The 16,802-nt window shown below is 42.1% G+C and carries 14 protein-coding genes; 13 read left to right on the forward strand and 1 reads right to left on the reverse strand.

The annotated features are described in order from the left end of the window. Position 1: 1 nt before the first annotated feature. From NRF22_RS01340 to NRF22_RS01385, 10 genes are all read left to right on the forward strand, one after another. Positions 2 to 1,714 (forward strand): proline--tRNA ligase, encoded by a 1,713-nt coding sequence (locus NRF22_RS01340; RefSeq protein ID WP_263778835.1) that lies wholly within the window; start codon positions 2 to 4, stop codon positions 1,712 to 1,714. 4 nt (positions 1,715 to 1,718) lie between these two features. Next, the gene (locus tag NRF22_RS01345) at positions 1,719 to 6,032 is read left to right on the forward strand and encodes a PolC-type DNA polymerase III (protein ID WP_263778836.1); all 4,314 of its coding nucleotides are present in this window, start codon (positions 1,719 to 1,721) and stop codon (positions 6,030 to 6,032) included. 67 nt (positions 6,033 to 6,099) lie between these two features. Continuing rightward, positions 6,100 to 6,294: a 30S ribosomal protein S21 gene (gene rpsU, locus NRF22_RS01350; protein WP_002817109.1), complete on the forward strand. Its 195-nt coding sequence runs from the start codon at positions 6,100 to 6,102 to the stop codon at positions 6,292 to 6,294. A gap of 55 nt (positions 6,295 to 6,349) precedes the next feature. Next, on the forward strand, positions 6,350 to 6,799 hold the full coding sequence (locus NRF22_RS01355; protein ID WP_263778857.1) for a GatB/YqeY domain-containing protein: 450 nt from the start codon (positions 6,350 to 6,352) through the stop codon (positions 6,797 to 6,799). Next, positions 6,796 to 7,782 (forward strand): PhoH family protein, encoded by a 987-nt coding sequence (locus tag NRF22_RS01360; protein ID WP_263778858.1) that lies wholly within the window; start codon positions 6,796 to 6,798, stop codon positions 7,780 to 7,782. Before NRF22_RS01355 ends, NRF22_RS01360 begins: the two co-directional genes overlap by 4 nt. Beyond that, on the forward strand, positions 7,775 to 8,236 hold the full coding sequence (gene ybeY / locus NRF22_RS01365) for an rRNA maturation RNase YbeY (protein ID WP_263778859.1): 462 nt from the start codon (positions 7,775 to 7,777) through the stop codon (positions 8,234 to 8,236). The genes NRF22_RS01360 and ybeY overlap by 8 nt, the downstream gene beginning before the upstream one ends. Next, the gene (locus NRF22_RS01370; RefSeq protein ID WP_263778860.1) at positions 8,220 to 8,657 is read left to right on the forward strand and encodes a diacylglycerol kinase family protein; all 438 of its coding nucleotides are present in this window, start codon (positions 8,220 to 8,222) and stop codon (positions 8,655 to 8,657) included. The genes ybeY and NRF22_RS01370 overlap by 17 nt, the downstream gene beginning before the upstream one ends. Next, positions 8,658 to 9,587, forward strand: a complete 930-nt coding sequence (gene era / locus NRF22_RS01375) for a GTPase Era (RefSeq protein ID WP_263778861.1) — start codon at positions 8,658 to 8,660, stop codon at positions 9,585 to 9,587. Beyond that, a complete protein-coding gene (gene recO / locus NRF22_RS01380; RefSeq protein WP_263778862.1) occupies positions 9,587 to 10,357 on the forward strand; it encodes a DNA repair protein RecO in 771 nt (256 codons plus the stop codon). The genes era and recO overlap by 1 nt, the downstream gene beginning before the upstream one ends. Before the next feature lie 37 nt (positions 10,358 to 10,394). Beyond that, positions 10,395 to 11,555 (forward strand): ArgE/DapE family deacylase, encoded by a 1,161-nt coding sequence (locus NRF22_RS01385; protein WP_263778863.1) that lies wholly within the window; start codon positions 10,395 to 10,397, stop codon positions 11,553 to 11,555. Positions 11,556 to 11,643: 88 nt separating this feature from the next. Here NRF22_RS01385 and pepI read toward each other — a convergent pair whose 3' ends face one another. Beyond that, a complete protein-coding gene (pepI, locus tag NRF22_RS01390) occupies positions 11,644 to 12,522 on the reverse strand; it encodes a proline iminopeptidase (protein WP_263778864.1) in 879 nt (292 codons plus the stop codon). Between the two features lie 427 nt (positions 12,523 to 12,949). Here pepI and glyQ point away from each other — a divergent pair, with 427 nt between their 5' ends. The 3 genes from glyQ to glyS are packed head-to-tail and all read left to right on the forward strand — an operon-like array spanning position 12,950 to position 16,796. Beyond that, positions 12,950 to 13,924, forward strand: coding sequence for a glycine--tRNA ligase subunit alpha (gene glyQ / locus NRF22_RS01395; protein ID WP_263778865.1), 975 nt, complete (start codon positions 12,950 to 12,952; stop codon positions 13,922 to 13,924). Next, the gene (locus tag NRF22_RS01400; protein ID WP_263778866.1) at positions 13,911 to 14,720 is read left to right on the forward strand and encodes an SseB family protein; all 810 of its coding nucleotides are present in this window, start codon (positions 13,911 to 13,913) and stop codon (positions 14,718 to 14,720) included. The genes glyQ and NRF22_RS01400 overlap by 14 nt, the downstream gene beginning before the upstream one ends. Positions 14,721 to 14,723: 3 nt before the next feature. After that, entirely contained in the window at positions 14,724 to 16,796 is a 2,073-nt protein-coding gene (glyS, locus tag NRF22_RS01405; protein ID WP_263778867.1) for a glycine--tRNA ligase subunit beta, read from the forward strand. Positions 16,797 to 16,802: the final 6 nt, after the last annotated feature.

The following is a 16,802-nucleotide window of genomic DNA, read 5'->3' on the forward strand; positions in this document are numbered from 1 at the left end:
AATGAAACAATCCAAAATGTTTATACCCACTGAGAAAGAAGTTCCCAGTGACGCACAAGTGCAAAGCCATATCTTGATGCTTCGTGCCGGATTTATTCGACAGTTAGCAGGTGGCATATTTGCTTATCTGCCATTAGCAGACCGCGTGATTAACAAAATTGAAACCATTATCCGGCAGGAAATGGACAAAATCGATGCCAATGAAATGCTGATGCCGGAAATGATTCCGGCTGAGTTGTGGAAGAGCTCGGGTCGATTTTATACATATGGTCCTCAAATGTATCAACTCAAGGATCGGCAGGCTCGTGACTTTATCATGGCACCAACACACGAAGAGACGTTTACACGGATTTTTGCTGATGAGATCAAATCTTACAAGAAATTGCCTTTGATTGTGTATCAGATTCAACAAAAGTTCCGAGATGAGCTGCGTCCAAAAAACGGTTTGCTAAGAGGCCGTGAATTCATTATGAAAGATGCCTATTCTTTTTCGGCTGATCAAGCGGGTTTGGATCAGGCTTACGATGCAATGGAAGCGGCTTACAAGACGATTTTCAAACGCGTAGGGTTGAACTATCGTGAGATCATTGCTGATGCTGGTGATATGGGCGGTAAAGCGTCGGCTGAATTTCAGGCAATTGCTGACACTGGTGAAGATGTTATTGCTTATTCCGATCAAGGCAACTATGCGGCAAATATTGAAATGGCGGAAACTTTTTTTGAAAGCAAAAAACCGTCTGAAGCAGCTGGAGAACTTCACTTGGTCGATACCCCGAATACTCGGACGGTTAGCGATGATGCTAAACTGCTGCAGGTCTCTGAGCATAAAATTGCTAAGATGATCGTTTTCAAGGCTGATGATCAATTGGCGGCAGTTTTGCTGCCGGGAGATGACGAGGCTAATGAGATTAAGGTTAAGAATTTCTTGAATGCAGATTCTTTGGTTGAGGCAAGTGAAGAAGATGTATTGAAGACGTTTGGAGCTCATTTTGGTTCGCTTGGCCCAATAGGCGTAACTTCCACAAAATTACGTATTCTGGTTGATCAAACAATCGGCAATGAGGCAAATTGGTTTGTTGGAGCGAACCAAGACGGCAAGCACTATGCTAATTTCAATCTCGACCGAGATTTAACGAATTTTGAGATCGGCAGTTTTCGGACTGCTAAGGAAGGTGAACTTGCGCCTGATGGGAAGGGCAAGTTAATTTTCACAAAGGGAATTGAAATCGGACATATTTTCAAACTTGGTACATTTTATACAAGCAAAATGGGTGGCCAAATTCAAAACGACCAAGGAAAGTTAACTGATATGATCATGGGTTCATATGGTATTGGTGTTTCACGTCTCTTGTCAGCAATTTCTGAACAATCAAATGACGACAAAGGCTTTATTTGGCCAAAATCCGTAGCACCTTTTGATGTACATGTCATTATTATGAATACGAAAGATGCAAATCAACAAGCGCTAAGTGCAGAAATTGAAACAAAGATACAAGCAGCCGGATTTGAGGTATTGGTGGACGATCGCAAAGAACGGCCAGGTGTTAAATTTGCTGATTCAGATTTAATCGGCATCCCAATCAGAGTTGTAGTAGGCCGCGATGCGCCTGATAAATTTGTTGAAGTTAAGGCAAGAAGCGAGGAAACCTCTGAAAAAATTTCTGCAAATGATCTTGTTTTGTATCTAAAAAATAAATTTAGTGAACTAAAATAACAGCATGAATGAAAATGACTCTAAATTAAAAATCCTTTTGAAACAAATCGGACATGGCGAAGATCAGCTATCTGAGAAATTAGATGGCGCAGCACTTCAAAGTGTTTTAGTTGATCCAGATGAACGACAGTGGGTTTTTATTTTTACTTGTGACCATTTTCTGCTTCCCACAGTTTTAGGCCGTCTGATTATCGATACCAAGGATATTTTTCTGAAAGAAAATATACATTGTATTTTTCAATTCAAAGTTGCGGAGAAAGTTGGCTTGGCCCAGTTGGGCGAATATTGGCATCTTGTCCTTTCTATTTTGGATAAAAATACGCCTTTCACAAACGAAATTTCAGCTGGTATCAATTTTGCAGATACTGGGAGTGGTATTGAAGCACTGCTAACGACACAAGCTGGCGTATCCTACTTTAGAAATTTGCATGCAGATATTATCGATACCTATAAGAAATTAGGTGTAGATCTTCCTTTCACTTTTAATGTTGATAGTGAAATGCAGGCTGAAATTCAAGAACAGTTCGAAACATCTCAGGCCGCTGAAATACACGAATCGGCCGCCTCAGTTGCACAATCAGCGGCACCGCAAATAAGTACGAACGTCCTTTTAGGCAATGCCATCCCAAATTCGAGTAAATTGACACCCATCGATCAAGTATCCGACGGGGATAATGTTGTTGTCGAAGGGTACGTTTATAAATCGGATTATCGTGAGACGCGACGCGGCGGCGCAATTTTAACGATTGAAGTGACAGATTATACGAATTCGATTTCAGCAAAAGTCTTCTCGCGGAATGCAAAAGATAATGCAGTATTGAAAAATATTCCTTCACAGATCTGGGTGAAAATTCGTGGTCGTGTTGCCGTGGATGATTTTATGGGCGGTGAGCTATCTTTGAATATTAACGATTTACAAACTGTTAAAAAAGAAGCCGACAGTGACCCCATTCCAGAAGGAAAAGAGCATCGTATTGAGTTGCATGCCCATACGACAATGACGGCTTTAAACGCTGTCAATTCAGCTAGTCAATTATTTGACCAGGCTGCACAATGGCATCAACCTGCTTTGGCTATTACGGACAATGCGGATGTACAAGCTTTTCCTGAAGCAGCTGCGGCCAGCGCCAAGACTGGTGTTAAGGCAATTTATGGTTTGGAAGCTAATTTTGTTGCTGATGGTGAACCAATCGCAATTAATACGCAGCATGAAAAATTAGACGATTCGGAATATACCATTTTCGATATTGAAACAACTGGTTTGTCGGCTGTTTCAGATAAAATTATTCAGTTATCTGCGGTCAAAATGAAACACGGTACCGTGTTGGATACTTTTGACGAATTCATCAACCCGGGTTTTCCTTTATCTGAACAAACAATCAATCTGACAGGAATTACTGATGATCTTGTTAAGGACAGCAAACCCGAGGCCGAAGTACTGCGCTTGTTCCAGGATTTTTATAAAGGGACCATCTTAGCTGGACACAATGTTATCCGTTTTGATTATGGCTTTGTTAATCACGCCTTAGCCCAACATCAGCTGCCTAAAATTGACGCCCTGGTTTTGGATACTTTGAATCTGGCTCGTTGGCTGTATCCAAATTTCGGTCGCTACACCCTAGATTTCTTGTCCAAAAAATTCAATGTTAATTTGGAACACCATCATCGTGCGATCGACGATTCAACGGCTACTGGCATGCTGCTGCACCTGTTTTTAAAAGAAGCCGAAGAGAAGTACGATGTCGTCTACGATGAACAATTAAACGAGCATACAGATGATCATGACAGCTGGCGTCAAACACGGCCGACTCATTTGTCAATTCTTGTTCAAAATCAGACCGGCTTGAAAAATTTATATAAATTGGTTTCCGAGTCGAATGTCAATTACTATTATCGTGTCTCACGTGTGCCTAAAAGCCTGTTGACAAAATATCATGAAGGACTGTTGGTTGGGTCAGGTGATGTTTCTGGAGAATTGTTTGATACGCTTGCGCGTGAAGGACTTGACAAGGCTAGTGAACTAGCTGACCGGATCGGTTTTGATTATATCGAAGTACAACCCTTGGAGAATTATCAGCCGCGGATTGAGTCGGGATTTATTAAGGATGATGAGACGCTACGGCAAATTATTCGTGATTATGTCAAATTAGCTGATATGTTGAAAAAGCCATTAGTTGTTACCGGCGATGTACATTATGTTGGCGAGAAAGACCGCATTTATCGGACAATTCTGCTGAATTCCAAAATTGCTCGGTCATCAGCAGGCGGTGAAACACGCTATCGCTTAGCCGATTTATCGATGAAAAAAACGCAGCATCTGTTAGATGAATTTAGTTTTCTTGGTGAAAACAAGGCGTATGAGATTGTTGTCGAGAATAGCCACAAGATTGCCGATAGTATCGATGATGTTCAGCCTTTGAAAAAGGGGCTGTCAACACCGAAAATTGAGGGGTCAGAAGAAATTCTGAGACAAAAGACTTTTGCGCGTGCCAAAGAAATGTATGGCGATCCATTGCCGGATATTATCCAAAAACGACTGGATCGTGAGTTGAACGCGATTATTGGTAACGGTTACGCGGTTATTTATGTCATTTGTCAGCGTTTGGTCGATAAGTCTAATAAAGATGGCTATATCGTCGGTTCGCGTGGATCGGTTGGCTCGTCACTGGTTGCGACGATGATGGGTATTACTGAAGTCAATCCTCTACCACCGCATTATCGTTCCAGAAATGGTAATTATACTGAGTTCGTTGATGATGATACGATTTCATCAGGTTTTGATTTGCCGGAAAAGCGCAATCCAATTGATGGGACACTCCTAATTGGCGATGGGCAGAATATTCCATTTGAGACCTTCCTAGGTTTTAAAGGCGACAAAGTCCCAGATATTGATTTGAATTTCTCTGGCGATTATCAGCCAATCGCACATAACTATACAAAAGTCATGTTTGGTGAAAACAATGTTTTTCGTGCCGGGACAATTGGTACCGTTGCTGAAAAAACAGCTTATGGCATGGTGAAAAATTATGAGGAATCGGAGCAGATTCATTACCGTAAGGCTGAAGAAGACCGCTTATCTGACGGTATTACGGGTGTTAAACGAACAACTGGCCAGCATGCCGGTGGTATTATCATTATTCCAGCTAATCATGACGTCTATGATTTCACGCCAATTCAGTTCCCAGCTGATGACACAAAGTCTAACTGGAAGACGACCCATCTGGATTACCATTCCATTCATGATAATGTTTTGAAAATGGATATTCTGGGTCATGATGATCCAACCTTACTGCGAGCATTACAGGATATGTCCGGCATTGATCCAAAAACGATTCCTGTTAATGATTCAGGCGTTCTATCTTTGTTTACATCGACAAAAGCACTTGGCGTGACTGCAGAGGAAATTATGTCCAACACAGGCACTTTGGGTATTCCAGAATTTGGAACCAACTTTGTTCGCGGTATGCTTGAGCAGACAAAACCGCATAATTTTGGTGAACTACTGCAGATTTCCGGATTGTCTCACGGAACCAACGTTTGGAATGGTAATGCTGATGAATTGATTAAAGCCGGGCAGGCCAACATCGGTACTGTTATCGGAACCCGTGATAAGATCATGACTGATTTAATGTCCTTTGGCCTCGACTCGTCTGATGCCTTTCAGATTATGGAAAAAGTGCGTAAAGGCAAGGGCATTTCCGATGAACACATGGCCATTTTAAAAGCACATCCAAAAGTACCAAACTGGTATATCGAATCGATGCAGAAGATTCAATACATGTTTCCTCGTGCACATGCCGCAGCCTATGTGACCTCGGCGCTGCGTATCGCTTACTTTAAGGTCTATTTCCCGGCTATTTATTACGCAGCTTATTTCTCTGTCCGCGCTAAAGATAAGACGCTGGATGCTGTCGGGATTACGCAAGGGAAAAACAAAGTTCAAGCGCTCGTGAAAAGCTACCGCAGCCGTTACAATGATTTGAATAAAGAAGAATCGAAAACACTTGCCATTTATGAGATTGCCAATGAAGCCTGGCAGCGCGGCATCGAGTTTAAAATGGTTGATCTCTACGAATCTGAAGCTTTTGATTGGAAAATCAAGGGAAACCAAATTATTCTGCCATTTATCACATTGCCTGGCCTGGGCGATAACGTGGCTAAAGCCATCGTTGCAGCTAGAGCCGAACACGACTTTATTTCTAAAGAAGATTTGGCTAAACGCGGCTCTGTTAACAAGACTTTGATTGATTTCATGGATCAGAATCATATGCTGGATGGCATGACAGATGCCAACCAAATGGATTTGTTTGCCATTTAAGCTCAAAAATGTCATAATTATTAGGTCATACGCAAGTAAATCGGACACGAAAGGAGGGGGATATAACATGGCAAGTATTATTGTTCGTCATAATGAATCGTTTGATGATGCACTTCGTCGTTTCAAGCGCGGTGTCGCAAAAGACGGTACCCTTCAGGAAGTTCGCAAGCGTGAGTTTTATGTCAAGCCTTCTGTGGCTCGCAAGTTAAAGAGCGAGGCCGCACAAAAGCGTGCTCGTAAGCGTGCTCGCAACGATCATTAATTTGGAAACGGCCGCAAGGCCTTTTTTAATATAATTACTAATAACTAGGAGTGAAATGAGTTTAACAAGCGATATTCAAGCAGCCATCATTACAGCCATGAAAGCCAAGGATAAGGAAACGCTCAGCGTTTTACGAATGACTAAGGCTGCAATTTCAAATAAACAGATCGAATTAGGGCATGACCTGTCTGATGACGAGACTTTGGCCGTTCTGGCAAGTGAAGTCAAGTCTAGAAATGATTCAATTACCGATTTTAAAAAGGGCAAACGGCAGGATTTAGTCGAAAAAACTGAAAATGAAATTAAAGTTCTGGCCAAGTATATGCCTGTACAATTAACTGAGGCAGAATTAGATAATCTTGTTTCTCAAACAATTCAACAGCTGAATGCGACTGGTTTGCGAGATATGGGTAAAGTAATGGGCGCCCTTTCAACTAAGACTAAGGGTCGCGCAGACGGTGCTAAAGTTGCATCGCTCGTGAAAACAAAATTAGGAGCTCAATGAGTCAGATAATTAACCGCGAATTTCCTTTAGAAAGTCCCGAACAACTGCAAAGTATCGTCGGCAATCAAGACAAGTTTCTCACGATTTTAGAAGAGGGCTTTAATGTCGAAATCAGTCAGCGAGCCAATTCAATTATTGTTAAGGGACCAGAGGAACACGTCCAAGCCGCACAAGACGTGATTTTAGTTTTGGTCAAATTGATAAAACGGCATATTCAGATCGGGCCATCAGATATTGCCAGTGCTATCACTATGCAGAAAAAGGGCACTTTGGAGTATTTCACAGAGCTTTATTCGGATACGTTAATTAACGATGCGAGAAATCGTCCGGTCCGTGTCAAAAACATTGGACAGCGTCAGTATATTCAATCGATTAAAAAGAATGAGATTACTTTCGGCATCGGACCGGCTGGAACAGGTAAGACCTATCTAGCTGTTGTTATGGCAATTTCATCTTTAAAAAAAGGAGATGTTGACCGCATCATTATCACGCGTCCAGCTGTTGAGGCGGGGGAATCCTTAGGCTTTTTGCCTGGTGATTTAAAGGAAAAAGTCGATCCCTATCTTCGCCCGATTTATGATGCTATGGACGCTATCATCGGATCTGAACAAAGCAGCCGTTTATTAGAGAGGGGGATTGTTGAAGTAGCACCCCTAGCCTATATGCGTGGCCGTACCTTGGACAATGCTTTTATTATTTTGGATGAGGCGCAAAATACGACACCGGCACAAATGAAAATGTTCCTCACGCGGCTCGGATTTAATTCGCGTATGCTGATTAATGGTGATATCTCACAAATTGATTTGCCTAAGGGGTCAAAACAGTCTGGACTGATTCAGGCTCGTCGGATCTTAGAAGGTGTTAAATCAATCGGCATGGTTGAATTTACGCATGATGATGTTGTGCGTCACCCATTGGTAGGATTAATTGTTGATGCCTATGAGCGAGATGAAAAGAGAAGGGAACAGAAAAAAGATGCTTGATGTTGTTGTGCTAGACGACAAACAAGAAGAAGTGAACAATGATGATGCGGCTCTCGTGAAGGATGTTTTGCAGCATGCAGCAGTCTTTATGAAATTGGATCACGATTATGAGATGTCTGTGAACTTTGTCAACGATGAAGAAATTCACAAAATTAATAAACAATATCGTGATACCGACCGCGCCACTGATGTGATCTCTTTTGCTCTAGAAGAGGCGGACCACATTCACATCGAAGGTGTCCCCGAGGAACTTGGCGATCTTTTCATCAGTTTGGATCATGCTAAACATCAATCAGAAGAATATGGTCACAGTTACAATCGAGAGTTGGCTTATTTGGCGGTACATGGTTTTTTACATCTTTTAGGTTATGATCATACTAAAAGCCAGGCAGCAGAAGACGAAATGTTCGGTTTACAGGATGCGATTTTAGAGGAATATGGGCTTACAAGATAAAAAACCGTTGTGGCCAAACAGAAAAACATATCAACGCAACAAGAATTTTTTTGCTGCGCTTTTTAATGCATTTAACGGGATCTGGATTATGCTGAGCCGGGAACGGAATTTTCGTATTCATATCGTGATTGCACTTGCTGTTTTGTGGATTGGTATTCAGTTTCATCTATCACGTTCAGACTGGCTGTGGGTGACGATTGCCGTCTCTTTTGCGATCATTGCAGAAATTTTGAATACAATCATTGAGGCAATTGTTGATTTAACTGTAGGCGACCGTTATGATGATCTTGCAAAATTAGCCAAAGATGTCGCAGCAGCTGGTGTTGTGTTTGCCGTTATCATTGAATTTGCAATCTTGGCTATTATTTTGCAGCCTTATCTCTGGCATTGGCTTGGCATACATAATTTATTTAATTATTAAATGGAGACTAATTTGGAAAAAGACTTTAAATCTGGCTTTGTGGCAATTATCGGCAGACCGAATGTCGGCAAATCAACGTTAATAAATTATATCGTTGGACAAAAGATTGCCATTATTTCAAGCAAGGCACAAACGACACGCAATAAAATAGCCGGCATTTATACAACCGACAGTGCTCAAGTTGTATTTTTGGATACACCAGGTATTCATAAGCCGCATAACAGCCTAGACCAGTATATGGAGAAGGCAAGTCTTGGTGCGCTGAACGAGGCTGATGCGGTTTTGTTTGTGGTAGACGCGTCTGAGAAACGCGGTCTTGGCGATGACTTTATTATTAATCGTTTAAAACAAATTAAGAACACACCGATTTACTTATTGGTCAATAAAATCGACCTCATCAAGAATAAGAATGATCTGTTTAACACGATTAACAGCTACAACGTTAATGCGATCGATTGGTCAGAAGTCTATCCTATTTCGGCTTTATCCGGCGAACAGGTTCCGGATTTGGTTGAAAATATTATTAGCAAATTGAATCCCGGACCACAGTATTTTGATAAAGACCAAGTCACTGATCATCCGGAAAGGTTTTTAGTTTCAGAATTAATCCGAGAAAAAATTCTGCAGCTCACAGAACAAGAAGTCCCTCATTCAATTGCGGTTGTGATTGATTCGATGAAAAAAGATGGTGAAAATGCCAAACTGCACATTCAAGCTTCAATTATTGTTGAACGTGCTTCGCAAAAGAATATTATTATCGGCAAGCAGGGACGCATGATTAAAAGAATTGGTCAACTTGCTAGAAAAGATATCGAATTATTGCTTGGTGATAAAGTTTATCTGGAAACTTGGGTTAAAGTCGAACCCCGTTGGCGCGAACGGCCACAAGCACTACAGGAACTGGGCTATAATTCCAAACAAGACAACTAATGGATGATAGATTTTCCGGCATCGTTATTGGCGTGCGCGACTATTCGGAAAATGATTCGCTCATCAGAATCATCAGTCCAGGGATCGGTATCAATACCTATCTCTGCCGCGGCAGCAAAAAAGCCAAGAGCCAAATGAAAATTGTGACTCAACTTTTTGCGCACGGTGTTTTTTTTGGCAGATTACCCAAAAATAAGGGTCTTGGTTACTTAAACTCGATTGATCAAGCCGGTTTGTACCAACAGATTTCATTAGATATTCTTTTAAACGCCTATGCCAGCCATATTGCCGAACTGCTGACGGCTGCTTTTGAGGAGCACGTTCCAATTGATCATTGGTACCAAATGCTCGTCGCCGGTCTTGAAAAGATTAATTCAGGTTTGGATCCTCAAATCATGGCTAATATTTTTGAAATTCAATTGTTGACTGTTTTTGGCGTTCAACCCAATCTGGTTGATGACCCAATTGATCATACTCGACAAGGTGAATTCGACTTCTCAGAAAAATATAATGGCATATTGGCCAAACAGCATTTTGCTATGGATGAGCATCGTTTGCACGCCGATCCAGCTGCTATTTACTATCTAAGGCTGTTTTCTCGTTTAGACCTTGAAAAAATCCATTCAATCAAAGTTTCGGACAAGATTAAGCGTAGCCTGCAGCGTGTGATTAATTTAATTTATGATCGTCAAATCGGCTTGAAAACACGGGCTCGCAGTTTTATCGAACAAATGAACGGCTTAGAGATTAAACGCACAAACAATGACTGAACTGATACAATAATCTGAAAATGAAGGGGATTTTTATATGGTTTTAGCAGATTCAAAAAAAATTGAGATTTTTCAAAAAATTGTTCAGTTCAAAACGGATAACAGAAACGAAGCAGCTGTGGCTTCCTACATTAGCGACTTATTTTCAGGCTATGATAATGTCCAAAGTCATTTTATCCAGGCTGATACAGGCAGAAAGTCATTGGTTTTGACGATTAAAGGTAAAAAACCCGGCAACAAGGTACTGGCATTTTCTGGCCACGAGGATACGGTCTCGGCTGGTGATTTGTCGACTTGGACACATGACCCATTTAAGGCTGAAATTCAGGAGAATATCTTGTATGGCCGTGGTGCCGATGATATGAAAGGTGGATTGTCGGCATTGACATCTGCTGCTTTATCGATTGTCAAAGCAGGTTCGAATTTTAGCGGCAGCCTTAAATTAATCGGGACAGTTGGTGAGGAGACTAGCGAAATTGGTGCCAAACAAGTCACGCAAAGCGGTGCCTTAGATGATGTGACGGCTTTAATTCTCGGTGAACCGCGTAAGGAATTTCAGATCGGCTACACAAACAAGGGCGTGATCGATTATCGTGTCTTTGCCACTGGAAAAAGCGCTCATTCTTCCAGACCTGAAAATGGCATCAATGCCATTAACGCTTTACGCCAAGTAATGGATCGATTCGATACATACTTTAAGAGTTTGACACAAAAAAATGAGATTTTAGGTTCATTTACAAATGCCTTTACAACGATCGAAGGTGGCAAACAGTTGAACCAGATTCCTGATTCTGCTGTTCTAGGCGGCAATATGCGGACAATTCCTGAAGTCAGCAATGATGAGATTATTCAGTCACTAGACAAAATTATCGACCAGTTGAATCAGACTTCAGCTGCAAAGCTGAAATTAGAAATTGTTTTTCCGGAACTGCCTTTGCCGGTTCAGAAGGTAAGTGATTTTACACGTTTAGCTCAAAAAGCGATTCGGGAAATCAGCGGTTTTCCTGGGAGTTTGGTAGCTGGTTCGGGTGCTAATGAAGCCTCTGAATACATCAAGGGAAATGCCAAATTCCCAATTTTGATTTTCGGTCCGGAATCCGATGATTGTGCCCATGCTGTTGATGAGCATTTGGATTTGAAAGTTTATCTCCAGGCGGCTGCCATATATGAAAAAATCGCTTTAGATTATTTGCAATAAGACACTGCAGAAGCCATGAAAGAACGGCCCTTAAAGAATCAAAAAGCCCACAATCCGTTCATCACAGATCATGGGCTTTTTCAATAATCTAATCGTGCGCTTTTAACCAATTATCCAGCACAGAAATAAATTCATCGTGCTGATCCAATAATGCTAAGTGACGGCTGTTTGCAAACAAATGCCACTTCGCTCCGGGAATATGGTCGTAAACAGACTTAGCAATCAGTGGCGTGCACAAATCATCTGTTCCATTTGTGACTAGTACTGGTACGTGAATTTTATGCAAGTCATCGGTCACATCATAGTCGCTGATAGTGCCGTTTTCCGTAAATTCGTTGGGACCTTCAGCAATCAGGCTGGCACGTTTCCCGTTAGTTTTTCGGCGGAGCGGTTCCGGTGAATTTTCATCCGGGTCATCCCAACAATAACGTTCCATGTAACGTTCGTTGGCAGCCAGATATTTTGGCCCAGAAAAGTTACCAGTCCGTTCGGCTTGGGCAATCGCTTGGCGGTCTTCGTAGCTCAAGTAGGAAATTAACCTATGTTGTTCTTGCGTCCAAAGTTTGATAGAAGCTGGCGAGCCATCAATCATGACACTCTTGACGCCAGTCTGGTCGTACTGAGTGAGGTAGAGCATTTCCAGCATCCCGCCCCAGGATTGCCCCAGCATATGTAATTCATCTAGATGTAGGTATTTGCGCAGGGCAATCAGTTCTTGGACCCATGTCTCTTTGACATAGAGGGATTCGTCCTCCGGCAATGAAGACTTGCCGCAGCCGACTTGGTCGTACATGATCAGTTGCCGGTCACTAGTTTCAGCGTAGTCGTCCAGCAGTTCGAAATAGTTATGCGAGGACCCGGGGCCGCCGTGAATCAGCAGCAAGGGTGCCTTACCCTTGGCTTCACCAACGATACGATAATAGGTCTTAAACCCGCGAAAGGGCATGTACCCTTCTTCAATTTTCATGAAATCAATCCTCCCTTGATCAAAATGTCGTTTCATGTTTGACTCTACGCTTCCAAGCGCGTCAAACCAAGACTAGAACACGGGATAATCTTGTTTTTCGCCATCAAGGTTCAAACGGGAGATGTTGCAGACCTAGCTGCCTACTACATTCATAAAAACGATGTCAATAAATTGGCTGTAGGGCTTATTAGGCTGCTATTCACCATTGTTTTAATTTTTTGAAAATAGTATTATTTGTTTGTATTCAAACATGTGTTGAGGCATTGTGGCGATTGTTGAGTGTGTTTGGAAGTAAAGTGTCGTCATTTTTGGCGGAAGTCAGGTGGAACCGCGTGCAAGCGTCCTGGCAGCATCAATGTGCTGTCGGGATTTTTTTTGTTTTCAAAGTCAGCCGCTGGCATCATAATTGAACGAGGAGTAATCGTTAATGACAAAAAAATTATCAATGCAGGATGTAATTCTCACACTTCAAGGATATTGGGCAAGTCAAGGCGCAAACCTCATGCAGGCTTATGATAATGAAGTTGGTGCAGGGACACAAAGCCCCTATACATTTTTAAGGGCAAACGGGCCGGAGCCTTGGCACGCTGCCTATGTACAGCCTTCGAGACGTCCTGCTGATGGCCGGTATGGCCAAAATCCTAATCGCTTATTTCAGCATCACCAATTTCAAGTCGTGATGAAACCTTCTCCGGAAAATATCCAAGAGCTTTATTTACAAAGCCTGGAAAAATTAACGATCAATCCTTTGGAGCATGATATTCGTTTTGTTGAGGATAACTGGGAAAATCCGTCTATGGGTGCTGCAGGAATCGGTTGGGAAGTTTGGCTCGATGGCCAAGAAGTCAGCCAATTTACCTATTTTCAGCAGGTCGGGTCAATTCCCGTGGACTCAGTGACAGCTGAAATTACTTATGGCTTGGAAAGGCTGGTCTCATACATTCAGGACGTCCCATCTGTTTATGATTTGGAATGGGGAAACGGTGTTTTGTATGGCGATATTTTTAAAGAACCGGAATATGAACATTCAGTTTATTCCTTTGAACAGTCTGATGAAAAAATGCTGCTGACAAATTTTGATCAATTCGAAAAAGAGGCTAAACGCCTGTTGGACTTGGGACTAGTTCATCCGGCTTATGACTATATTTTAAAGTGCAGTCATACGTTTAATCTGCTTGATGCCAGAGGGGCTATTTCCGTTACCGAAAGGGCCAGTTACCTGCACCGAATCCGCAGCATGGCCCACAGTGTTGCCAATGAATTTATTTTGGCACGGGCTAAGCTGTCTTTTCCACTGTTAAAAGATCAGGATTTGAGAGAAAAGTACATCGGTAAAAAGGGTATTTATACAAAAAAGTTAGCCAAAAGAGCCAGTCAGGAGCAGCGCCATGGTGGAAAATGAGAGTCGTTTCAGTGCTGAACAATTAGCTGCGCTTATCAGGCATAATGTTGATCATCCGTCCAAACAGGATTGGTTTACTAAACAAGATCTATTAGCTGCCTTGCTGTTCGGCCATTTCTTTTTGGAAGTTAATTTTCGATATAAAACGGCTGCTGGAAGAAGTTATTTGCTGCTTTTTACAAGTGAGCAGCTTGCCAAACGCGTTTTAAAGGATGATTTTAACCTGAATTTCCCGCTTACTAAAGAATTAATGCTTGATCAGGCAATTCAGATTGTCAAAAACGAAGGTTTGAACGGTATCATTTTTGATCACACGCTGATTGATTACAGTCTAACAGCAGAGGATTACGAAACGTCTATCCTGCCAAGGGCGGACTTATTGGAAAAAAGTCTCCACAACGACGCCATTTTAAAGCAGCTTGGTATTAATGACGGTACGGCTTTGACGGAAAACGCGATTAATCGTTTAAGTTTTATTGTTCCTGGGCATCTTTTTGAAGAACAGGAGCAGGAGCACCATTCATACCTCACTTTGCACAATGGTGCAGATGAGAGCAATTGGATTCCGGTTTTCACTGATTTGGCTAAATTAAAAGAGTGGTCGCAAGAGCCCTTTGCCAAACATTTTTATGATCCCGACATTACCGTTTTTGCCTTAACAAAACATGACTTGCTTCAATCAGAAAAAATAGGTGATTTTTATTTAGATGACCATATCGCGGCTAATGGCATTGTGATTGACGCGCCAATCCGTGCCCAGATGGGTCAAATTGTGCAGCTTAAGGAGGAAGAATAAACAATGGCTGATTATTTATTAGAAATTGGTCTGGAAGAAATACCGGCTCATCTTGTTACAAGTGCCGAAGATCAGCTCGTTTCCCGCAGCGAGGATTTTCTTAAAAAACATCTGTTGCACTATGACCGCGTGCAGGCTTTTTCTACACCGAGACGATTAGCTATTTTGGTTAGAAATTTAGCTGATTTTTCTGATTCAACAGATGAAGAACATCGCGGCCCTTCCTTGAAGGTCGCTAAAGATTCTGATGGCGCTTGGACCAAAGCGGCACAAGGCTTTGCTCGCGGCCAGAAAATGTCGCCTGATGATTTCACGGAGCGGGATGGCTATGTCTATCTCACAAAGCACATAGACGGTGTTGCTGCGTCTGAAATCCTGAAGAGTATCGCGACTGAAGTTGTTGAACAAATGAAGTTCTCGACTTATATGCGCTGGGCTGACTATAAATTGGAATATGTGCGTCCCATTCGTTGGCTTGTGTCGTTGCTAGATACGGCCGTTGTTCCATTCACGGTTCTGGATGTGCAGGCTGGACGTGTGACACGCGGTCACCGTTTCCTAAATACTGGTGAGGTGATAATTGCACAAGCTGATGATTATGAAAAGGATTTAGCCGACGCTTTTGTGATTGCCAATGCCCAAACCCGAAAAGAAACGATTAGAAAACAGATCCATGAATTGGCTGATCGGCATGGCTGGCATTTGCACATTGATCAAGATTTGCTGGAGGAAGTCAATAATATTGTTGAATATCCAACAGCTTTTGCGGGTAGTTTTTCTGAAAAATACCTCTCGCTGCCAGATATAGTTTTGATCACCAGTATGCGCGACAATCAGCGTTTCTTTTATTTAACAGATGAGCAAGGTCAGTTGCTGCCGCACTTTATTTCTGTCAGAAATGGCAATGGTGATCACTTGGATAATGTCATTTCTGGCAATGAGAAGGTGTTAATCGCCCGTTTGGAGGATGCAAAGTTTTTCTTCCAAGAGGATCAGAAACATTCAATTGATTTCTTTATGGCGAAGGCAGATCATCTGATTTTCCACGCAAAAATCGGCACCGTCGTCCAGCATATGGCACGTGTTTCCAAAATTGCAGCCTTGTTGGCTGACAAAATGGGTTTTTCCGAGTCAGAGACGCAAGACTTGCAGCGAGCTAGTCAAATCTATAAATTTGATCTCACTACCGCAATGGTAGGCGAATTTTCCGAACTTCAGGGAACAATGGCGGGAATTTACGCTGGCTTGTTCGGCGAGAATGCCGTTGTTTCACAAGCACTTTCTGAACAATATTTACCGAGCTCTTCTGAAGGCAGCCTGCCACAAAGCCGAGTGGGTGCTTTATTGGCACTATCTGATAAGTTAGACAGTCTTTTTTCCTTTTTTGCTTGCGGCTTGATTCCCTCTGGCTCAAATGATCCATATGGTTTGCGGCGAGCAGCTTTAGGAATGGTTCGGATTATCGCCGATCAAAAGTGGCGTTTTTCTTTGAAAGAACTTCTCACGGATTTAAGCGGCTTAGTCCTTGCTAAACAGGGAGCTTTTGCGGAAATACAAGATCAGAATTTAACTCGAATTAATGCACAGCTTAACGCTTTTATTGTTGACCGAATTCGCCAGCTTTCCGATGGCAGCCGTTATGATTTGCTAGATGCTGCAACCAGTAAGATCGAACAGGGTGACGTGGAATTGATTTTAAGACGGATTAGTTTTTTGGCTAGCCACGCCGACGATACGAATTTCAAAGAAGTTGTCGAAGCTTTAGCGCGTGTACAGAGTTTGGCAGAAAAGAATCCTAGTCAAGAAAAAGTCAATCCGGACTTGTTTGTTAATGACTCGGAGAAGGCCTTATATTTTGCCAGCCAGGCATATTTCGCTGATCAAATTTCGCAATTAAACGATCAGGGGATTTATGATTACTTTGTCTCTTTGAAAGATCCAATCAATGATTATTTTGACAGCAACATGATTTTGGACAAAGATCCGCAGATTAAAAAGAACCGACTTGCGCAGATCCATTTATTAAATGAGCAGATCTCCACTTTTGGTGATTTTAGAAAAATTGTTACGAAATAAGGTCGT

The organism is Oenococcus kitaharae, from assembly GCF_025758695.1.
Classification (GTDB): domain Bacteria; phylum Bacillota; class Bacilli; order Lactobacillales; family Lactobacillaceae; genus Oenococcus; species Oenococcus kitaharae_A.